This is a genomic window from Plantibacter sp. CFBP 8798, from assembly GCF_014841195.1.
Lineage (GTDB): Bacteria > Actinomycetota > Actinomycetes > Actinomycetales > Microbacteriaceae > Plantibacter > Plantibacter auratus.
The window spans coordinates 113,212-133,020 of the sequence record NZ_JACYTS010000001.1 but is presented as its reverse complement, the minus strand read 5'-3'; the positions used below and the strand labels follow the sequence as shown (position 1 = coordinate 133,020).

The following is a 19,809-nucleotide window of genomic DNA, read 5'->3' as shown; positions in this document are numbered from 1 at the left end:
GACCCGAAAGGACGCGACATGACGCAGGCAGCAGGCGGCAGCGGTGGCGGGATCGTCATCGAGGGGCTCACCCTCGGCTTCGGTCGCGGGGCAGCCACCAAGCAGATCCTCCGCGGCATCGACCTCGAGGTCCCCGCCGGTCGCATCACCGGACTGGCCGGTGAGTCAGGGTCAGGCAAGACCATGACCGGGCTCGCGATCTGCGGGCTCCTGCCGGCCGGCGCGGACCTCGGCGGCAGCATCCGCTTCGACGGCACCGAACTCGTGGGGCTCAAGCAGCGCTCCATGAACCGGTACCGCGGCACGGAGATCGCGATGATCTTCCAGGACCCGACCGCGAGCCTGCACCCCATGCTCACGGTCGAGGCCCAGCTCGTCGACCACTACCGGCACCACACGGGGGCCTCGAAGGCGGCCGCCCATGCGCGGGCGCTCGAGATGCTCGGCCTCGTCGCCGTCCCGAACCCGGAGGCGGCGCTGCGCAAGTACCCGCACCAGTTCTCGGGCGGACAGCTGCAGCGCATCGCGATCGCCTCGGCGCTCATGTGCGAGCCCTCCGTGCTCATCGCCGACGAACCGACCACCGCCCTCGACGTCACGGTCCAGGCCGGCATCCTCCGCCTGCTGCGGAAGCTGTGCGACGAGCTCGGGATCGCGATCATCCTCGTCACCCACGACCTCGGGGTGATGTCGGCGCTCGCCGACACGATCGCGGTCATGCGGCTCGGCGAGATCGTCGAGCACGGCAGCCGGTACCAGGTCATCACCGATCCGCAGCACGAGTACACCAAGGCGCTCATCGACGCGCTGCCCGACACGGGAACGGAGGCGGCGTCATGACGCTGCTGCACCTCGACGACGTCCACGTGACGTACAAGCTGCCCGGTCGCGGCACGCTGAACGCGGTCGACGGCGTGAGCTTCGACCTCGAACCCCGACAGGTGCTCGGGCTGGTGGGGGAGTCGGGCTGCGGCAAGTCGACCCTCGCGCGAGCGGTCTGCGGGCTGGAACCGACCTCGGGTGGCGCGATCACGTTCAACGGCACGCCGATCGGCAAGCTGGGTCTCCGGAAGCGCACACCCGAACTGCTGCGGATCCAGATGGTCTTCCAGAACCCGTACGCGTCGCTGAACCCGCGCCGCACGGTCGGGAGTCAGATCGAGGACGGCCTCCGGGTCAACCCGGTGCGCGACGCGTGGGACGTCGGTCAGCTGCTCGAGCACGTCGAGCTCGACGCCGCCAGCCGCACCCGCTACCCGCACCAGTTCTCGGGTGGCCAGCGGCAGCGCATCGCGATCGCCCGGGCCATCGCGGCGGGTCCGGAGCTGCTCATCGGCGATGAGCCGATCGCGTCGCTCGACGCCTCCCTGCAGGCACGGGTGGCGAAGCTCATGCGGAAGCTCGCGGTCGAGACCGGCGCGGCGCTCCTGTTCATCAGCCACGACCTGTCCGTCGTGCGGGTCATCGCGGACGACGTGGCGGTCATGAGCGCCGGGCGCATCGTCGAGCACGGTCCGGTCGACCGCGTCTGGTCCGACCCGCAGGACGCCTACACGCAGCGGCTCCTCGCGGCGATCCCGGTCGTCGACGGACTCGGCACCCTCCCCGGCGCCTAGCCGGGCCCCTGCTCCGTCCCTGTCTCAGGAGCGTCTCGGCGTGTCGGGTCCCCCGCGCTCGACACGCCGAGGCGTTCCTGAGTCAGGGAACGGTCAGCGGAGGGTCGGCGGGCCGACGGGGCCGGGGGAGTCGTCGATGAACGGGCGGTCGATGGTCTCCCGCACGAGGAGTTCGAGGAGGCGGAACGCGCCGACCGCTGCGAGCTGGACGAGGAGGAGCGGCCCGAGGAGCGCACCGGCGTACGGCAACCAGACGAGGAGTCTCCGTTCCTCCCGCCAGCACACGGCGAGGACGGCGGGTGCCATCGCGAGGCCGAGCCACCCGGGCGTCGGAGCGCCGAGCACGGGCGTGACGAGTCCGATCGTCGCGATCCAGACGCCCAGGACCCCGAGGACCGACTGCCCGATCAGCACGGCTGCGATGCCTGGAGCGTGCCTGACGTACCGCTCGACCGACACGACGGCCCACATGAGCCAGGCCCGGAGGAGCGGCACCCGCTGGTGGCGGAGGCCGACGCGGAACTGTCGGTCGTCCTCGAACCGCTGCTCGAGTGCCTGGTCCGGCGGGAGCCCGAGTGCGAGGAGCGCCCGGTGGTCGTGCACGACGGCCGGCGCGGACTGCCGGCCGTAGCTGCCGATGAAGCTCCACAGGACGCCCGGGACGGACGCGAGGTCGGTCCATCCCTCCGCCCGGTCGCCGTCGTGCCCGTCGTCGGACGCCGGTGCCCACACGACGGGACCGTCAGGGGCGTGCTCCTGGAACCCGATCCGCCGCTCGAGCCGGAACCGGCGTCCGGTCGGGGGGATCTGCGCCAGATCGATCCGCTGCAGCGGCTGCTCATCGTCGTCGAGGTAGGGCATGCGGACATCCTCCCGCAGCCCACCGTCAGGTGTGAGTCCCCTGGATGTCGGCTCCTGACCTTGCTCACGAGTTTCCCGCGTCGTAGCGTGGCGTTCCGTTGCCGTTCAACCGAGTCTGGTCAGATGGTCAAACAGCTGCGATGCGGTTCGGAGAGCATCGCTCGAACGAGAGTTGTCACGTGAGTCTTCGCACGGCCGAGTACCCGAGGCCCGATCACTTCCTGCTCCATGTGAGCGACACGCACCTCCTCGCCGGCGGGGGGAGCCTCTACGACAGTGTCGACAGCGAGACGCACCTGCGTCACCTGTTCGCCGAGTTCGAGGCGTCCGGCGGTCGGCCCGAAGCGATCGTCTTCACGGGCGACCTCGCCGACAAGGGCGAACCCGACGCGTACGACCGCATCCGCTCCATCGTCGAGCCGGTCGCCGAGCGCCTCGGATCGCAGATCATCTGGGTGATGGGCAACCACGACGACCGCCAGGCGTTCCGGGCCGGGCTGTTCGGTGAGGTGCCGACCACCCGCCCGGTCGACCGCGTCTACGACGTCAACGGCCTCCGCGTCATCACCCTCGACTCGAGCGTGCCCGGTCACCACCACGGCGAGATCTCGGACGAGCAGCTCGACTGGCTCGCCGAGGAACTGTCGACGAAGGCGCCCCACGGCACGATCCTCGCGATGCACCACCCGCCCGTCCCGAGTGTGCTCGACCTCGCCGTGAGCGTCGAGCTCCGGGATCAGGCGAAGCTCGCCGAAGTGCTCGAGGGATCCGACGTCCGGAGCATCATCGCCGGTCACCTGCACTACTCGTCGACCGCGACGTTCGCGGGCATCCCGGTGTCGGTCGCCTCGGCCACGTGCTACACGCAGGACCTCAACGTGCCCGTCGGCGGGACGCGTGGTCGCGACGGCGCGCGGGCGTTCAACCTCGTCCACGTCTACGGCAAGACGGTCCTGCACTCGGTGGTGCCGCTGGGTGAGACCCCGCCGCTGCACTACATCGACGCCGAGGAGAGTGCACGCCTGCTCGCTCGCGACGGCATCGAGCTGCCCCTGTCGGACACGGTGTCGGTGCAGCCGGAGCCGCCGCTGACGATGCCGATCGGCGTCCTCGTCTAGGGCTGCACCTCCCTGCTCCCTGAGCTCGCCTCCGGTCCCTGAACTTCCCCCGGTCCCTGAGCCTGTCGAAGGGCGTCGCCTTGCCCCGCTCCCTGAGCCTGTCGAAGGGCCGCAGCCCGGCGGGTCCGCCGTTCCGGGAGCCTCCCCAGACCGACGCGCCTATCGTGAACGGATGACCTCCCCAGAATCACCCCGCACCGCACTCGTCGTCGGCGCCAGCGGCATCACCGGTTCCGCGATCGTGTCGCAGCTCCTCGAGGACGGTGGCTGGCGGATCCTCGCCCTCGCTCGCCGAGCGCCGGCGGCCCACCCGCAGGTCGAGCACGTCGCGGCCGACCTCCGGGACGCGGACGACCTCGCGCGCGCCCTCGGCGGCACCGGCGTCACCCACGTGTTCTTCACCGCCTGGTCACGTCAGGACACCGAGGCCGAGAACATCCGGGTCAACGGCGGCATGGTCCGCGACCTGCTGGCAGCCCTCTCCGCCGAGCCCGTTCAGCACGTCGCCCTGGTCACCGGCCTGAAGCACTACCTCGGCCCGTTCGAGGCCTATGCGGCGGGCGAGATGCCCGACACCCCGTTCCACGAGGACGAGGACCGACTCGACACGCCCAACTTCTACTACGAGCAGGAGGACGAGCTCTTCGCCGCGGCTGCGCGAGCGGGGTTCACCTGGTCGGTACACCGCTCTCACACCGTGATCGGACATGCGGTCGGCAACGCGATGAACATGGCGTCCACGCTCGCGGTGCAGGCGGCGCTCTGCAAGCGGCTCGACCGACCGTTCGTGTTCCCCGGTTCCGAGACCCAGTGGAACGGCCTCACCGACATGACCGACGCCGGACTCCTCGCCGAGCAGATGCTCTGGGCTGCGACCTCACCGGCCGGTGCGGACGAGGCGTTCAACATCGTCAACGGTGACGTCTTCCGCTGGCGCTGGATGTGGCCGCGACTGGCTGCGCACCTCGGCGTCGAGCCGGAGGGTTTCGACACCGAGCCGCGTCCGCTCGAGCAGCAGATGGCGGGCGTCGAGGGCACCTGGGCCGAGCTGGTGGCCGAACACGGTCTCGTCGAGGCCGACCTCTCCCGCGTGGCGTCGTGGTGGCACACCGACGGCGACCTCGGCCGGGACATCGAGGTCGTCACCGACATGAGCAAGAGCCGACTCGCCGGCTTCACCGGCTACCGGCGGACGCTGGACGCCTTCACCGCGATCTTCGACCGCCTCCGCGCAGAGCGCATCGTCCCCTGACCGTCCCCGGTCCCCGGGCGCCCTTCCGGTCCCTGGGCGCCCTTCCGGTCCCTGAGCCTGTCGAAGGGCGGTGACCGTCCCGGTCCCCGAGCCTGTCGAAGGGCGGTCAGCTGAGCTTGGCGGGCTCGATCTCGAGCGCGTTCGGCACGGCGGCCTCGCGCTCCCACGGGGCCGGGAACGGGAAGTACCGCTCGAGGAAGTCGATCACCGCGGTGGTGCGCTGCTCCACCGAGATCTCCGGCCGGCTGCCGTCGTTCAGGCAGAACATGTCCTGGTCGCGTCGCTTGAGGAGTCGCTCCATCTGCCCGAGCGACTGCTTGAGCGTCGTCTCGATGTAGCGGACCTTCGCCTGGGTCTGCTGCACCGCGCGACCCGTCATGAGGCCGTAGTAGTGGTAGAACGAGTTCGTCACCGAGATGTTGTCGGCAGCGCGGAAGGCGCTGTGGGAGGTCGCGCGGAACTCCTCGGCGAACTCCTGCTCCATCTCCGCCATGATGCTCCGGCGGAGGGGCGCGGCGCAGTGCTCGAGGTGACGGGTGGTGACGCGTCCGAAGCGCTCGTGCAGGAGCCGACGGTTCACGCGGGCCGCGTTCTCGAAGCCGCTGCGCGAGGGGTCGTTCGCCCCGAGGCCGATGCGGGTGGTCGCCTCCACGAACTTGCTGATGCCGCCCGGTGAGAAGAACAGTTCGGGACTGATCGGTCGGCCGAGGAACATGTCGTCGTTGGAGTAGAGGAAGTGCTCCGACAGCCCCTCGATGCGATGCAGCTGGCTCTCGACGGCCATGGAGTTGTGCGTCGGGAGGGCGTCAAGGTCGCCGAAGAACTCCTCACTGCGAACGATGGTGACCTTCGGGTGCTCCGCCAGCCATTCGGGCGCGGGGGAGTCGGTCGCGATGAAGATGCGCCGGATCCACGGGGCGAAGGTGTGCACGCTGCGAAGGGCGTACTTGAGCTCGTTGATCTGGCGGAAGCGGGCGTCGGAGTCGTCGCCGTCGCCGACGACGTAGCTCTGCATCCGCTTGGCGCGGGCGCGCTGGAACTCCTCGGAGGAGCCGTCCACCCACGAGAAGACGAGGTCGATGTCGAAGGTGACATCGCTCGCGAGCGCGCCGAACATGTGCTCGAGCGTCCGCCAGCTGCGTCCGTAGCGTTCGACGGTCGTCTCGACGGCCTCCGTCCGCGGCATGTACGTCCGCATGAGGACGTTCTCCACGGGAGCGGTGATCTCCTCGTCGCCGAAGCGCCAGAGTTCGAGCTGCAGGGCGGTCTCCATGCCGTAGCGGAGGCGGCCGAGCGGTTCGATGCGCGGCCGGTACAGCCGGAACACCTCGGCCTTGCGGGCGCCGGTGAGCAGGCCGTCGGAGAGGAGGTGAGGATCGCCGGCCGGCTTCACCGTCGACATGCGCGCTTTGAGCGGCACGCTGTAGAAGGGCTCGTCGGCGAACGCCTCCGCGAGTGCGGTCTGCAGGCGCTTGCGCAGGGAGCGGTCGACGACGATGACGGGGCGGTCGTGCTCGCCCCGGATGAGGAGGTACTCGATCTCGGCCTCGTCGAGCACGTCGGCGACGGCGAGCAGGTCCTCCACCATCGACTGCTGTGGGGTCAGGTGACCGTTGATGAGGGTGTACACGCCCTTGCGCTGCACGACGTCGGGGCGGTCGAAGCGCTGCGATCGGGAGCCACCGGTCACGAGGACGAGCTCAGGGGCGGTGGTGAACGGGAGTTCCGGCGGAATCGGGTCCTTCGCGGTACTGGTGAAGGCCGTCGGTGCCTGAGTGCCGACGGTTGGCCGCTGGTCGTCGAGTTCGTTCGTGATCGTGTCCGCCTCTGGTCTGCTGGGGAGTGGGTTCATCGTTATTGTACGGCCGTTGCCCGGGACCGCTCGCGGCTTGACGGCGATGGCCACGGAGCGCCGTCCGGCTACGATTGACCCCATGGTGAGCGTGGCGGAATCCTTGGTGCGCCTGCAGGACCTGGCCTCGTCGCCCGTGGTCGCTCGGGTGGCGTCGGCGTTCGCCGAAGCCGGGTACGAACTGGCCCTCGTCGGCGGACCGGTTCGCGATGCGATGCTCGGTCGCACCGTGAGCGACCTCGACTTCACGACGAACGCCTCGCCCGACCAGATCCTCGCGGTCCTCAAGCCGATGGCGAGCGCCTGGTGGGACGTCGGCCGCGACTTCGGGACGATCGGCGCGAAGGTCGCCGTCACCGACGACGACGGCGTCGAGCACGCCGACACGGTCGAGATCACCACCTACCGGGCCGACGCCTACGACGGCGTGACCCGCAAGCCGGTCGTCGCGTTCGGCGACACCCTCGAAGACGATCTGCGCCGGCGCGACTTCACCGTCAACTCGATGGCGCTCCGCATCCCCGAGATCACCCTCGTCGACCCGTCCGGCGGCGTCGAGGACCTCGTCGCCCACCTGCTGCGGACGCCGAGCTCGCCCGAGGTCTCCTTCGGCGACGACCCGCTGCGCATGCTCCGGGCCGCGCGGTTCGCCTCGCAGCTCGGCTTCCGGCCCACTGACGACGTGATCGAGGCGATGGAGGAGCGTCGCGAGACCATCTCCATCGTGAGCCCTGAGCGCATCCAGGCCGAGCTCGGCAAGCTGCTCGCGACCGACCACCCGCGCGCGGGCCTCGAGCTGCTCGTCGACACCGGCATCGCCGACCTCGTGCTGCCCGAGCTGCCCGCGCTCCGGCTGGAGCCCGACGAGCACCACCACCACAAGGACGTCTACCAGCACTCGCTCACGGTGCTCGAGCAGGCGATCGGCTACGAGCACTCGCGGCACCCCGGCGAGGCGCCCGACCTCGTCCTGCGTTGGGCCGCGCTGCTCCACGACATCGGCAAGCCGGCGACGAAGAAGACCGGCCCCGGCGCAGCCGTCACCTTCTACCACCACGACCTCGTGGGTGCGAAGCTGGCGAAGAAGCGCCTCACCGCGCTCCGGTACGACGGCGACACGATCAAGAGCGTCGCGCGGCTCGTCGAGCTGCACATGCGGTTCTTCGGGTACTCGGAGGGCGTGTGGGCCGACTCCGCGGTGCGGCGCTACGTCCGCGACGCCGGTCCGCTGCTCGAGCGGCTGCACATGCTCGTCCGCGCCGATGTCACGACCCGCAACCGGCGCAAGGCCGACCGCCTCGGTTTCGCCTACGACGACCTGGAGCAGCGCATCGTCGAGCTCCAGGAACAGGAGGAGCTCGAGTCCGTCCGGCCCGACCTCGACGGCAACCGCATCCAGGAGGTGCTGGGCATCGCACCCGGTCGCGAGGTCGGCGAGGCGTACCGCTGGCTGCTGGAGCTGCGTCTCGACGAGGGCCCGCTCGGCGAGGAGGAGGCCACCCGCCGCCTCCTCGACTGGTGGTCCTCCCGGTGATAGCCCCACCTGCCCGCGAACTGTCACAAACGCACAGTCAGACGGCGTCACACTGGCCGTTTCTGACAGCTCGCGGGCGTTCAGACTGAACTGCTAGCCTCCCTGAGGTTCACGGAACGAAGGATTCTCATGCTCAAGCGCCACGCCGCCCTCGCGATCGCGGCCGCCTCCGCCCTGATGCTGAGCGGTTGCGCCGCCGGATCCACGGAGCGCACGACGGTCACGGTGCGCGTCTGGGATTCCGCCGTCGCCGACGCCTATGAGACCTCATTCGCCGCCTTCGAGCGCGAGAACCCCGACATCCGCGTCCGCGTCGACGTCGTCGAGTGGGCCGACTACTGGACGAAGCTCCGCACCGACGTCGCGGCGGACACCGCTCCCGACGTCTTCTGGTTGAACAACTCCTACCTCGCCGGGTACGCGGACAGCGGGAGCGTCCTCGACGTCGGGCAGACGCTCGGCAAGGACGCCTCGAAGGAATGGGCACCGAGCGTGGTCAGCCAGTTCACCCGGAACGACAAGCTGTGGGCCGTCCCGCAACTGTCCGACGCCGGCATCGCGGTCTACTACAACGCCGACCTCCTCGACGCGGCCGGCGTGAAGCCCGCCGAGCTCGAGGAGGCGACCTGGTCGCCCGACGCGACGAAGGACACCTTCCTGCCCCTGGCGAAGAAGCTGACGAAGGACGCGGCCGGGGTCTCGGCCGACCAGCCCGGCTTCAACCCCGCGGCGCCCGCGACCTACGGCACCGGCCTCGGGTACGACCTGCAGGCCGTGCTCCTCCCGTTCATCGGCTCGAACGGCGGGAAATACCAGGACGGCGACGACTTCGCGTTCAACGACCCGAAGACGAGCGAGTCCGTCAACTACCTCGTGAACGCGATCAACGGCGCCAAGGTCGCCCCGCCGGCCGCCTCGACGAACGCCGACGGCGACTTCTCCCGCGATGCCTTCCTCCAGGGCAAGGTCGCGATGTTCCAGTCGGGGCTCTACAGCCTGAAGGCCGTGCACGACGGTGCCGACTTCCGCTGGGGTGTCGCCGAGCTCCCGGCCGGCCCTGCGGGCAAAGTCAGCGTCACGAACGGGATCGCCGCAGCGGGCAACGCGGCCACGAAGCACCCCGACCAGGTGAAGAAGGTGCTCGCCTGGTTGGGCAGCACCGAGGGCAACGCTCCCGTCGGTTCGTCCGGCTCGGCGGTCCCCGCCGTCACCGCGGCCCAGAAGCAGTACTTCGACTACTGGAAGGGCCAGGACGTCGACGTGCAGCCCTTCTTCGACGTGATCGCCGACGACGCGAAGACCATCGCGCCGCCGACGGGTGCCGGGTACGCGAAGGGACTCGCCGCCTACGACCCGATCTTCAAGGAGATCTTCGCCGGCACGACGCCCGTCGCCGACGGCCTCAAGAAGGCGCAGGAGGCGGCCAACGCCGCCATCAACGACTGAGTCCGGGCGCAGGGCATCGCAGGGCATGATGGACCATCATGCGGATCCTCATCGCGAGTCACCTCGAGCCTGAGTACGTCGTGGCGATCGGCGCCTCCCACCCGGATGTCGAGGTGCTGTACGACCCGACGCTCGTCGCGGTCCCGCAGTACGTCGCCGATCACCGTGGGCCGGCACCCGAGCTGTCCGCAGCGGACCAGCAACGGTGGGCGGACATGCTCGCCCGGGCCGACGTCGCGTTCGACTTCGACTGGCAGGACCCGGCGGCACTGCCGGAGCGCGCCCCGAACCTGAGATGGATCCAGGCGACGAGCGCCGGCATCGGTGCGTTCATGCGCCGGACCGGACTCGACCGCAGCGGCATCACCGTCACGACGGCGGGCGGTGTGCACGCTGTCCCACTCGCCGAGTTCGCCCTCACCGGGGCGCTCTTCGTGGTGAAGGGTGTTCCGTTCCTCCAGCGACGGCAGCGTGAACGCCGGTTCGAGCGGTACACGACCAGGCAGCTCGCCGGGATGCGGGTCACGGTCGTCGGCGTCGGCGGCATGGGGTCGAACGTGGTGCGGACCTTCGACGCCATCGGCGCACGGGTGACCGCGGTGGGTCGGGTCGGTGGCACCTATGAACTCCCCGACGGCGTCGAGCTGAGCGATGTGGACCGGCTCGACGAGGTGCTGCCGGGCACCGACGTGCTCGTCCTCTGCACGGCGCTCACGCCCGAGACCGAGAACCTCATCAGCGCCGACCGGATCGCGCTCCTGCCCGACGGCGCCGCCATCGTCAACATCTCCCGTGGGCAGGTCGTCGATGAGGACGCGCTGATCGAGGCACTTCGGTCGGGCAAGCTCGGTGGCGCGGCGCTCGACGTCTTCCGCGAGGAGCCGCTGCCCGCGGACTCCCCGCTCTGGGACCTCGACAACGTGCTCATCTCGCCCCACTCGGCGTCCACGGTCGAGAGCGAGAACGCGACGCTCACGGCACTGTTCATCGAGAACGTCGCCCGCTACCGCGCAGGCGAACCGCTGCTGAACCGGTTCGACGCCGAGCGCGGGTACTGACCGACCCCGGTCATCGGGGCGTCGAGCCCCGGATCTCGGTGGCGTCCGAACCAGGCGAAACGCGCGGTCATTGCGCTAGAGATGTCGCTCGCGCACGTTTCGTGCTCGTAACGAATCTGCACCGGAAGCCTTCTCGGTTTGAGGGATTTGTTCGGAGCGTGCTGTAATCCTCTACAAGCACGTGCGGAGAACCTGCACACAGCCGTGCCGTCTCTCACACACAGAAAAACGAGGTCGACATCAATGTCATCCCCACGTAGTGGATTCCGGAAGAGCGCCGTCGCGCTCGCGGGTCTGTCCATCACCGCCCTCGCCCTCGCCGGGTGCGCCGCCGGTGGCAGCGGCTCCAGCAGCGGTGCCAGCGGCACGATCGTCATCGGCACGACCGACAAGGTCACGACGCTCGACCCGGCCGGATCGTACGACAACGGCTCCTTCGCCGTCATGAACCAGGTCTTCCCCTTCCTCCTGAACACGCCGTACAACAGCCCCGACGTCGAGCCCGACATCGCCGAGTCGGCCGAGTTCACCTCGCCGACCGAGTACACGGTGAAGCTCAAGAAGGGCCTCAAGTGGGCCAACGGCAACGACCTCACCTCCTCGGACGTGAAGTTCAGCTTCGACCGTCAGCTGGCCATCGCCGACGACAACGGCCCGTCGTCGCTCCTCAGCAACCTCGAGAAGACCGACGCGCCCGACGACCTCACCGTCGTCTTCACGCTGAAGACCGAGAACGACCAGACCTTCCCACAGGTGCTCTCGAGCCCCGTCGGCCCGATCGTGGACGAGGACGTCTTCTCCGCCACCGAGGTCACGCCCGACAACGACATCGTCAAGGGCAAGGCCTTCGCCGGCCAGTACACGATCGACAGCTACAAGTTCAACGAGCTGATCTCGTACAAGAAGTACGCCGACTACCAGGGCCTCCTCGGCGAGGCGAAGAACGACACCGTCAACGTGAAGTACTACACCGACGAGTCCAACCTGAAGCTCGACGTCAAGCAGGGCAACATCGACGTCGCATCGCGCAGCCTCTCCGCGACCGACATCGAAGACCTGAAGAAGGACAAGAACGTCAAGGTCGTCGACGGCCCCGGTGGCGAGATCCGCTACTTCGTCTTCAACTTCGACACGATGCCCTACGGAGCGACCACTGCTGACGCCGACCCGGCGAAGGCGCTCGCCGTCCGCCAGGCCGCTGCCGACCTGATCGACCGTGCTGCGATCGCCAAGGACGTCTACAAGGACACCTACACGCCGCTCTACTCCTACGTGCCCGCCGGCCTGACCGGTGCCACCGAGTCCCTCAAGGGCCTCTACGGCGACGGCGACGGTGGCCCGGATGCCGCCAAGGCGAAGGAGACGCTCGAGGCAGCCGGTGTGACCGTTCCGGTCGCGCTCAACCTCCAGTACAACGGTGACCACTACGGTTCCGGCTCCGGCGACGAGTACGCGCTCATCAAGGACCAGCTCGAGGCCGACGGCCTGTTCACCGTCAACCTGCAGCAGACCGAGTGGGTGCAGTACTCGAAGGACCGCACGACGGACGTCTACCCGGCGTACCAGCTGGGTTGGTTCCCGGACTACTCCGACGCGGACAACTACCTGACGCCGTTCTTCGCCACGGACAACTTCCTCGCGAACCACTACGACAACCCGGCCGTCAACGACCTCATCAACGAGCAGCGCTCGACGACGGACGCGGACGCACGGACCAAGCTCATCGAGCAGATCCAGGACACGGAGGCGGCCGACCTGTCGACCATCCCGCTGCTCCAGGGCGCTCAGGTGGCGGTCGTCGGCAAGGACATCGAGGGCACCGTCCTCGATGCGTCGTTCAAGTTCCGCTACGCCCCCATCACCAAGGGCTGAGTAGCCTGACCAACTGATATCCGACTATGGTGAGTCGGACGTCGCGATCGGGGTGGCTCCACAGAGCCGCCCCGATCGTCTGTCCGGGCTCTACCGAGTCGGTGATCGAGGAGGATCCACTGCAATGACGGCAGCTGTCGCAACCCCACCCCCCAAGGCGGCCAGACGTTCCGGAGGTGGCGGACTCTGGCGGTACCTCGTCATCCGCTTCCTGCTGATCATCCCGACGGTGTTCATCCTCGTCACCATGGTCTTCTTCCTGATGCGCCTGACCGGTGACCCGATCACCGCGGCGCTCGGAGGTCGCCTCCCAGCCGACCAACTTGCGGAACGCATCAGCGCCGCCGGCTACGACCGGCCGCTCTTCGTCCAGTACTTCGAGTTCCTCGGACAGATCGCCGTCGGCAACTTCGGCACGACGATCTCCGACAACCGCCCGGTCATCGAGGTCCTCCTCACCTACGGCTCCGCGACCCTCGAACTCGCGATCTACGCCCTCATCGTCGCGTTCATCGTCGGCATCCCGCTCGGCATGCTCGCCGCCGCCCGCCGCGACCGCTGGCAGGACGCGGGCCTCCGCGTCTTCGCGATCCTCAGCTATGCCACCCCGGTGTTCTTCGCCGGCCTGCTGCTCAAGCTGGTCTTCTCCGTCTGGCTCGGGATCCTCCCGGTCGCCGGTCGAGCGAGCACCGGCACCGAGCTGACGCTCCAGACCATCTCCAACCCGTCCGGCATCTACCTGATCGACGCGATCCGCCTCGGCGACCCGACGGCGATCAGCGACGTCCTCGCCCACGCGGTGCTCCCGGCGATCGCCCTCGGCCTGTTGACGGCCGGCGTCTTCCTGCGGCTGGTCCGCACCAACGTCATCGGCACGCTCGGTTCCGGCTACGTCGACGCGGCCCGGTCGCGCGGCGTCAGCGAGTTCCGGCTCGTGACGAAGCACGCCTACCGTCCGGCGCTCATCCCGATCATCACGGTCATCGGCCTGCAGATCGCGCTCCTCCTCGCGGGCGCGGTCCTCACCGAGACGACGTTCGAATGGAAGGGCCTCGGCTTCATGCTGAGCGAGTACCTCAAGGCGCGTGACTTCGTCGCCGTCCAGGGGATCGTCGCGCTGCTGGCCGTCATCGTCGCCCTGACCAACTTCATCGTCGACATCATCGCGGCGATCATCGACCCGAGGGTGAGGTACTGAGCATGAGTGCTCCGACAGCCACCACCGCCGTGCAGACCGCGCCAGCGAAGCGTCCGCTGCGCGACCGCCTGCCCGTCGTGAAGCAGTTCCGCCAGTCGGTCGGGCTGCAGCGGGCGATGCTCGTCATCGGTCTCGTCGTCACGGGCGTGTTCGTGCTCATCGCGATCCTCGCGCCGCTCGTCGCGCCCTACCGGTTCAACCAGCTGCGCGGCGACGACGGTTCGTTCGGCACGCAGCAGGCGCCGAACGCGACGAACCTCCTCGGCACGACCGTCGGCGGGTACGACGTCCTGTCCCGGGTGCTCTGGGGCGCCCAGACCGCGCTCTTCGTCATCGTCTCCGCGATCATCCTGTCGATCTTCATCGGCGTCCTGCTCGGGCTCGTCGCCGGGTACTTCGGTGGCTGGCTCGACCGCGTGCTCGTCGTCGTGTGCGACGCGGTCTACGCCTTCCCGTCGCTGCTGCTCGCGATCGTCATGTCGATCGTCATCAGCCGCGGGCAGTCGAGCCTCTGGGGCGGCATCCTCGCCGCCGCGATCTCGATCACCGTGGTCTTCATCCCGCAGTACTTCCGGGTGATCCGCTCCGAGGTCGTGCGCATCAAGAGCGAGGCGTTCGTCGAGTCGGCGAAGGTCATCGGTGCGTCGAGCTCCCGCATCATGTTCCGTCACGTGCTGCGGAACGCGACGCGGACCCTGCCGCTCATCATCACCCTCAACGCCTCCGAGGCCATCCTCACGCTCGCGGGGCTCGGCTTCCTCGGGTTCGGCATCGAGCCGACTGCGGCCGCCGAGTGGGGCTACGACCTCAACCGGTCCGTCTCCGACGTCACGAGCGGGATCTGGTGGACCGCGCTGTTCCCCGGCCTCGCGATCGTCCTCGTCGTGCTCGGCATCACGCTCGTCGGTGAGAGCCTCAACGACCTGTCCGACCCGCGTCTGCGCAGCCGTCGTCGTGTCGGCGCGTCGAGCGGATCGGTCGCTGCGACGTCGAGCATCACGACCACCGGTGGCACGCCCGACAGCCCCGGTGGCGCCGGGATGATAGACGCCGAGTCGCTGGGAGCCGTGAGCGACGCCGCGGCGGACAGCGATCTGGAGAACCGACGAGAGGACGAGCGCTCATGAGCCAGTCGACGCCGACCACCGGTCCACGCGACCTCGGCACCAAGGACATCGTCAGCATCCGCGACCTCGGGGTCTCGTTCTCGACCGACGCCGGCGCGGTGAAGGCGATCAACGACATCTCGCTGTCGGTCGCACCGCGCGAGATCGTCGCGATCGTCGGCGAGTCCGGCTCGGGCAAGACGGTCACGGCCAAGACCATCCTCGGTCTGCTCCCGGAGACGGCGACCGCCTCGGGTGCCGTCGTCCTGCGCTCACGCGACGGTTCGACCGAGCAGGACGTCGTCACGGCGTCGGCGGAGCAGCTGCGGTCCATCCGCGGCAGCGACGCGGCGATGGTGTTCCAGGAACCGTCGACGGCCCTCAACCCCGTCTACAAGGTGGGGTGGCAGATCGCCGAAGGTCTCCGCGCGCACGGGTCGTACACGAAGGCCGAGGCGCGGGCCAAGGCCATCGACATCCTGCGTCGCGTCGGCATCCCGGAGCCGGAGGAGCGGGTCGACTACTTCCCGCACCAGTTCTCCGGCGGACAGAAGCAGCGCATCGTGATCGCGATGGCGCTCGTGCTCGACCCCGGACTGATCGTGGCCGACGAGCCGACGACCGCGCTCGACGTCACGGTGCAGGCGGAGATCCTCGATCTCCTGCGTCGGTGCCGCGACGAGTTCGGGACGGCCATCGTCCTCATCACCCACAACATGGGCGTCGTCGCCGACCTCGCCGACCGCGTCGTGGTCATGTACCAGGGCGACATCGTCGAGGAGGCTCCCGTCCAGGAGCTGTTCTCCTCACCGAAGGCCGAGTACACCAAGAAGCTCCTGTCGTCGGTGCCGCACGTCGGCCGCGGCAAGAGCTCCGCGCCGGCCGAGGTCGAGCGCGGGAAGCAGCTGCAGCTCGGTGAGCCGGTGGTGGTCGCGAAGGGGCTCGAGATCGAGTACCCCGGCCGCTTCGGTCGTGCCGGGTTCCGGGCGGTCAAGGGCGTCGACTTCACGATCCACGCGGGCGAGGTCCTCGGCCTGGTGGGGGAGTCGGGGTCGGGCAAGACCACGATCGGCCGCGCGATCGCCGGGCTCACCAAGGTGACCGGCGGCTCGCTGTCGGTGCTCGGTGTGGAGATGAACCGGGTGAAGGAGCGCGAGTTCGCTCCGAAGCGCCGCGAGATCGGGTTCGTGTTCCAGGACCCGGCGACGAGCTTCAACCCGCTGCTCACGATCGCGGAGTGTGTGGCGGAGCCGCTCATCGTGCACGGCCGCTTCGGCGATGCACGTGCAGCCCGGCGGCGCGTGGACGAACTCCTCGAGGCCGTCCAGCTGCCGAAGGCGTTCGGCGACCGGTTCCCGCACGAGCTGTCCGGTGGGCAACGGCAGCGGGCGTCCCTCGCCCGCGCACTCGCGTTGGAGCCGGCCCTGCTCGTCGCCGACGAGCCGACGTCCGCGCTCGACGTGTCGGTGCAGGCCCGCGTGCTGGAGCTCTTCGCCGAGTTGCAGCGCGAGTTCGGGTTCGCGTCGCTGTTCATCAGCCACGACCTCGCCGTCGTCGACATCCTCGCCGACCGCATCGTCGTGCTGTACCGCGGCGACATCGTGGAGGAGGGGCCCGGCTCAGCGGTGCTCGGTGCGCCGAGCGACGTCTACACGCGTCGTCTCCTCGCGTCGCTCCCCGTGCCCGACCCGGCCGAGCAGGCAGTCCGTCGCGAGGAGCTCAAGCGCCTTCGCGCCTGACAGCAGGAGATCTGGACGAGGGCAGGATCGAACGTCGCGTTCGGGTCCTGCCCTCAGTCGCTTCTCCTGTTGCCAAGCGGTGGTCTGTGACCTCAGCCGAGCTTGACGGCGGTGCCGTAGGCCACGACCTCCTGGTAGTTCTGGCCGACCTCGGCCGCGTCGAACCGCATCGCGAGTACCGCGTCGGCACCGAGCGCGGTGGCCGCCTCGATGAGTCGCTGCTTCGCCTCCTCGCGGCTCTCAGCGAGCTGCTTGGTGAGCCCGGAGAGCTCACCGCCCAGCAGTGCCTTGAAGTTGGCGCCGAGTTGCACGCCCGCGTTGCGTGCACGGACCGTGAGTCCGGTCACCTCGCCCAGCACCTCGGTGACCGGGCGGCCGGGGACATCGTTCATCGTTGAGATCAGCATGCTCGCAGTCTGGCACCGCAGCGCCCACCCCCATAGGGGGGATGTCCCGGGTTCCAATCGCTTCATGGGAACGATGAAGTCAAAAATATTTAACTCGACTTGCATCTCATATTCCTTTATTGTCATGGCAACCTGGAAGTTCCAGGAGAACTGGGGTTCAAAATGAGGAAAGTATTCGTGCGTGGCGGTATTACTGGAGCGGCGGTGGCCGCACTCGTGGTTTTCGGGGCGGCCTTCCCGGCGCATGGCGAGACAAGTGAGCCCGCGCAGCTCGCCGCCTCATCGCCGTCGAGCGGCCTCCCAGCAGGGGAAATCGATCAGGATACCGTCGCAGCTGCTGTTGCGAACCTTGAGGTTTCGGACTTCGAACGCGCGACCACCATTGACGGTTCATCAGTCATCACCACATATGACTTGGGATCCGGGATTAAGTTGGCCGTTTCTCAGGACCGATCGCGTCTCGGTGGCGGCTGGGGGCCTTACGGGCTGTATGTGGATCTAAATCGGACAGATCAAGGGATCATCGCTAGCGGCGGTGCCGGTGCTCTGGCGGTTACGCTGTGCGCATTGCCCGGCGTTGGCATTCCGCTCTGCGCAGTAGCTACCGGGGTCTTCGTTGCAGCGGCAGCCGCTATTGCCGCTCATGGTCTATGCGGCAATGTGCTTCGTATCCACGTTCAGCAGCTCGGATATCCGCAGTGCGTGTGAAATCCCGCCGCGAGCCGCTGCAGATCCGACGCGCTATGACCGCCGGAATAGTGTCCAGCGCGGTTCTGATTACCGTGGTCGGTCGGAACCTGACGTATACCCCGGCGGAATATGCGGCAGTTGCGGGCGGAGTCGGTGTTCTGCTTCTCGCTTGTTATCTCGTCCTGAGGTGGATCAACGAAACCCGCTCGAGATGATCGCGGCACACGCATCGTGAACCCGGCGGCCGGACGGAGGGCCTTTCCTTCGTTCGGCCGCTGGGTTGCGTCGGGCGAGGTCGGCGGGTAACGGCAGACTGGGGTGGTGCACATCGTCCTCCAGCAGCTCGACGGCGCCCGTGTGCGCGTCGTGCACCTCGAGGACCGTCCCACTTCATCCGGCGAGCCACCTCCGGTATCCGAGACCACCATCCCGCGGGCCGACCTCGCGGCCTTCGTCCGGCGTCTCGAGGCCGAGCCGAATCCGCCGCGCTGGGTGTGGGACGACACCACGCTCTGGTACCCGGCGCTCCTCGCCGCGGGTGTCCGGGTGGCCCGCTGCGTCGACCTCCGGCTCTCCCACAACCTCCTCCGCAACGCCGCCTTCACCGCCGACTCCGCCCTCGCGATGGCTCCGGCCGGCCCGTGGGACGAGGTCCTCGATCCGCGCGTCGCCCAGCGCGCGGAGGCCGTCGGTACCCTCTTCGACCTCGACCTCCCGGGCGGCGAACGCGATCCCGTCGCCGAGTTCACGCTCCAGCGTGACGCCGTCGACGGCGCGACACCGCAGGGACGCTCGCAGCTCGGACTCCTTCTCGCCGCCGAGTCCGCCGGTGCCCTCATCGCCACGGAGATGACCTTCGCCGGTCTCCCGTGGGACGCCGAGGCCCACGACCTCATCCTCGCCGACGCCCTCGGCCCCAAGGTGCCGCCCGGTGTCCGTCCGGCGAAGCTGGCTGCGGTCCTCGAGGAGGTCAAGGCCGCCCTCGGGGTGCAGGAGCTCAGCCCCGAGTCACCTGGCGAGCTCCTCAAGGCGCTCCAGCGTGCCGGCATCAACGCGACGTCCACCCGGCAGTGGGAGTTGCAGGAGATCGAGCACCCCGTCATCGAGCCGCTGCTCCGGTACAAGAAGTTGTCGCGTCTCCTCACCGCGAACGGTTGGACGTGGGTCGAGACCTGGGTGAAGGACGGACGCTTCCGTCCCACCTACGTGCCCGGCGGGGTCGTCACCGGGCGCTGGGCATCCGACGGTGGCGGTGCCCTCCAGCTTCCGCACCAGGTCCGCGGTGCCGTCCTCGCGGACGAGGGGTGGCGCTTCGTCGTCGCCGACGCCGCCCAGCTCGAGCCACGCATCCTCACCGCGATGTCCGGCGACCGCGCGATGGCCGATGCCGGACGGGGCGTCGACCTCTACCAGGGCATGGTCGACGTCGGCGCGGTCGACACCAGACCACACGCGAAGATCGCGATGCTCGGTGCCATGTACGGCGCGACGACGGGGGAGAGCGGGCGCCTCCTGCCCCGGCTCACGCGGGCGTTCCCTCGGGCGATCGAGTTCGTCGAGACGGCCGCCAGGGCCGGTGAACGCGGTGAGCGGGTCAGTACCCGGCTCGGTCGTACGTCACCGCTGCCCGGCGAGACCTGGCGGGAGATCCAGTCGGCCGCCTCGATGGAGGGCGCGAACGCCGCCGAGACACAGCGCGCCCGCATGGAGGCGCGCAGCTGGGGTCGCTTCACCCGCAACTTCGTGGTGCAGGGCACTGCCGCCGAATGGGCGCTGTGCTGGATGGCCGGCCTCCGGACGCGGTTGCAGGCGCTCGCCGCAGAGACGGTCGGTCCGGCGGCCGCGCTCACCGAGTCGGCCCACCTCGTCTTCTTCCTCCACGACGAGATCGTCGTCCACTGCCCCGAGCAGCAGACGGAGCGGGTCGTGGCCCTCGTGCGCGAGGCGGCGGCCGAGGCCGGTCGCCTGATCTTCGGCACCGCGCCGGTCGAGTTCCCGGTCACCACCGCCGTCGTCACCTCCTACGCCGACGCCAAGTAGCCCGCGAACTGTCAGTAGAT

Annotated in this window: 16 protein-coding genes; 13 read left to right on the top strand and 3 right to left on the bottom strand. The window is 68.8% G+C overall.

Features of this window, described 5'->3' with window-relative positions:
- Positions 1-18 precede the first annotated feature (18 nt).
- Together IFU30_RS00630 and IFU30_RS00625 are read left to right on the top strand one after the other, a co-directional pair.
- Entirely contained in the window at positions 19-840 is an 822-nt protein-coding gene (locus IFU30_RS00630; protein ID WP_137242966.1) for an ABC transporter ATP-binding protein, read from the top strand.
- On the top strand, positions 837-1,616 hold the full coding sequence (locus IFU30_RS00625; RefSeq protein WP_192003969.1) for an ABC transporter ATP-binding protein: 780 nt from the start codon (positions 837-839) through the stop codon (positions 1,614-1,616). Before IFU30_RS00630 ends, IFU30_RS00625 begins: the two co-directional genes overlap by 4 nt.
- A gap of 93 nt (positions 1,617-1,709) precedes the next feature.
- On the opposite strand, the gene IFU30_RS00620 is transcribed toward IFU30_RS00625, so the two are convergent.
- Positions 1,710-2,477 (bottom strand): DUF1353 domain-containing protein, encoded by a 768-nt coding sequence (locus IFU30_RS00620; protein WP_192003968.1) that lies wholly within the window; start codon positions 2,475-2,477, stop codon positions 1,710-1,712.
- A 140-nt stretch (positions 2,478-2,617) separates the two neighbouring features.
- Here IFU30_RS00620 and IFU30_RS00615 point away from each other — a divergent pair, with 140 nt between their 5' ends.
- Both IFU30_RS00615 and IFU30_RS00610 read left to right on the top strand, forming a co-directional pair.
- Entirely contained in the window at positions 2,618-3,595 is a 978-nt protein-coding gene (locus tag IFU30_RS00615; protein ID WP_192003967.1) for a phosphodiesterase, read from the top strand.
- A gap of 172 nt (positions 3,596-3,767) precedes the next feature.
- Positions 3,768-4,847 carry an SDR family oxidoreductase gene (locus tag IFU30_RS00610; RefSeq protein WP_192003966.1) on the top strand — a complete coding sequence of 360 codons (1,080 nt, stop codon included), beginning with the start codon at positions 3,768-3,770 and terminating at the stop codon, positions 4,845-4,847.
- A 106-nt stretch (positions 4,848-4,953) separates the two neighbouring features.
- On the opposite strand, the gene IFU30_RS00605 is transcribed toward IFU30_RS00610, so the two are convergent.
- The gene (locus tag IFU30_RS00605) at positions 4,954-6,699 is read right to left on the bottom strand and encodes a stealth family protein (RefSeq protein WP_192003965.1); all 1,746 of its coding nucleotides are present in this window, start codon (positions 6,697-6,699) and stop codon (positions 4,954-4,956) included.
- 82 nt (positions 6,700-6,781) lie between these two features.
- Here IFU30_RS00605 and IFU30_RS00600 point away from each other — a divergent pair, with 82 nt between their 5' ends.
- The 7 genes from IFU30_RS00600 (at position 6,782) to IFU30_RS00570 (ending at position 16,652) form a co-directional block, all read left to right on the top strand.
- The gene (locus tag IFU30_RS00600) at positions 6,782-8,233 is read left to right on the top strand and encodes a CCA tRNA nucleotidyltransferase (RefSeq protein ID WP_192003964.1); all 1,452 of its coding nucleotides are present in this window, start codon (positions 6,782-6,784) and stop codon (positions 8,231-8,233) included.
- Positions 8,234-8,362: 129 nt separating this feature from the next.
- Positions 8,363-9,679 carry an ABC transporter substrate-binding protein gene (locus tag IFU30_RS00595; protein ID WP_192003963.1) on the top strand — a complete coding sequence of 439 codons (1,317 nt, stop codon included), beginning with the start codon at positions 8,363-8,365 and terminating at the stop codon, positions 9,677-9,679.
- A 38-nt stretch (positions 9,680-9,717) separates the two neighbouring features.
- Positions 9,718-10,737 carry a D-2-hydroxyacid dehydrogenase gene (locus IFU30_RS00590; protein WP_192003962.1) on the top strand — a complete coding sequence of 340 codons (1,020 nt, stop codon included), beginning with the start codon at positions 9,718-9,720 and terminating at the stop codon, positions 10,735-10,737.
- A 243-nt stretch (positions 10,738-10,980) separates the two neighbouring features.
- Positions 10,981-12,609, top strand: a complete 1,629-nt coding sequence (locus IFU30_RS00585; protein ID WP_079704272.1) for an ABC transporter substrate-binding protein — start codon at positions 10,981-10,983, stop codon at positions 12,607-12,609.
- A gap of 124 nt (positions 12,610-12,733) precedes the next feature.
- Positions 12,734-13,807: an ABC transporter permease gene (locus IFU30_RS00580; protein ID WP_124767788.1), complete on the top strand. Its 1,074-nt coding sequence runs from the start codon at positions 12,734-12,736 to the stop codon at positions 13,805-13,807.
- A gap of 2 nt (positions 13,808-13,809) precedes the next feature.
- Positions 13,810-14,934 carry an ABC transporter permease gene (locus IFU30_RS00575; protein ID WP_192003961.1) on the top strand — a complete coding sequence of 375 codons (1,125 nt, stop codon included), beginning with the start codon at positions 13,810-13,812 and terminating at the stop codon, positions 14,932-14,934.
- Positions 14,931-16,652, top strand: coding sequence for a dipeptide ABC transporter ATP-binding protein (locus IFU30_RS00570; RefSeq protein WP_079704269.1), 1,722 nt, complete (start codon positions 14,931-14,933; stop codon positions 16,650-16,652). The genes IFU30_RS00575 and IFU30_RS00570 overlap by 4 nt, the downstream gene beginning before the upstream one ends.
- Before the next feature lie 92 nt (positions 16,653-16,744).
- Here IFU30_RS00570 and IFU30_RS00565 read toward each other — a convergent pair whose 3' ends face one another.
- The gene (locus IFU30_RS00565; protein WP_192003960.1) at positions 16,745-17,059 is read right to left on the bottom strand and encodes a YbjQ family protein; all 315 of its coding nucleotides are present in this window, start codon (positions 17,057-17,059) and stop codon (positions 16,745-16,747) included.
- Between the two features lie 99 nt (positions 17,060-17,158).
- Here IFU30_RS00565 and IFU30_RS00560 point away from each other — a divergent pair, with 99 nt between their 5' ends.
- Both IFU30_RS00560 and IFU30_RS00555 read left to right on the top strand, forming a co-directional pair.
- Positions 17,159-17,767 carry a hypothetical protein gene (locus IFU30_RS00560; protein ID WP_192003959.1) on the top strand — a complete coding sequence of 203 codons (609 nt, stop codon included), beginning with the start codon at positions 17,159-17,161 and terminating at the stop codon, positions 17,765-17,767.
- Between the two features lie 303 nt (positions 17,768-18,070).
- Positions 18,071-19,789 carry a bifunctional 3'-5' exonuclease/DNA polymerase gene (locus IFU30_RS00555; protein ID WP_192003958.1) on the top strand — a complete coding sequence of 573 codons (1,719 nt, stop codon included), beginning with the start codon at positions 18,071-18,073 and terminating at the stop codon, positions 19,787-19,789.
- Positions 19,790-19,809 lie beyond the last annotated feature (20 nt).

Coding starts and splice junctions, on each gene's coding strand:
- IFU30_RS00630 (WP_137242966.1), top strand. CDS start 19: ATGACGCAGGCAGCAGGCGGCAGCGGTGGCGGGATCGTCATCGAGGGG.
- IFU30_RS00625 (WP_192003969.1), top strand. CDS start 837: ATGACGCTGCTGCACCTCGACGACGTCCACGTGACGTACAAGCTGCCC.
- IFU30_RS00620 (WP_192003968.1), bottom strand. CDS start 2,477: ATGCCCTACCTCGACGACGATGAGCAGCCGCTGCAGCGGATCGATCTG.
- IFU30_RS00615 (WP_192003967.1), top strand. CDS start 2,618: ATGCGGTTCGGAGAGCATCGCTCGAACGAGAGTTGTCACGTGAGTCTT.
- IFU30_RS00610 (WP_192003966.1), top strand. CDS start 3,768: ATGACCTCCCCAGAATCACCCCGCACCGCACTCGTCGTCGGCGCCAGC.
- IFU30_RS00605 (WP_192003965.1), bottom strand. CDS start 6,699: ATGAACCCACTCCCCAGCAGACCAGAGGCGGACACGATCACGAACGAA.
- IFU30_RS00600 (WP_192003964.1), top strand. CDS start 6,782: ATGGTGAGCGTGGCGGAATCCTTGGTGCGCCTGCAGGACCTGGCCTCG.
- IFU30_RS00595 (WP_192003963.1), top strand. CDS start 8,363: ATGCTCAAGCGCCACGCCGCCCTCGCGATCGCGGCCGCCTCCGCCCTG.
- IFU30_RS00590 (WP_192003962.1), top strand. CDS start 9,718: ATGCGGATCCTCATCGCGAGTCACCTCGAGCCTGAGTACGTCGTGGCG.
- IFU30_RS00585 (WP_079704272.1), top strand. CDS start 10,981: ATGTCATCCCCACGTAGTGGATTCCGGAAGAGCGCCGTCGCGCTCGCG.
- IFU30_RS00580 (WP_124767788.1), top strand. CDS start 12,734: ATGACGGCAGCTGTCGCAACCCCACCCCCCAAGGCGGCCAGACGTTCC.
- IFU30_RS00575 (WP_192003961.1), top strand. CDS start 13,810: ATGAGTGCTCCGACAGCCACCACCGCCGTGCAGACCGCGCCAGCGAAG.
- IFU30_RS00570 (WP_079704269.1), top strand. CDS start 14,931: ATGAGCCAGTCGACGCCGACCACCGGTCCACGCGACCTCGGCACCAAG.
- IFU30_RS00565 (WP_192003960.1), bottom strand. CDS start 17,059: ATGCTGATCTCAACGATGAACGATGTCCCCGGCCGCCCGGTCACCGAG.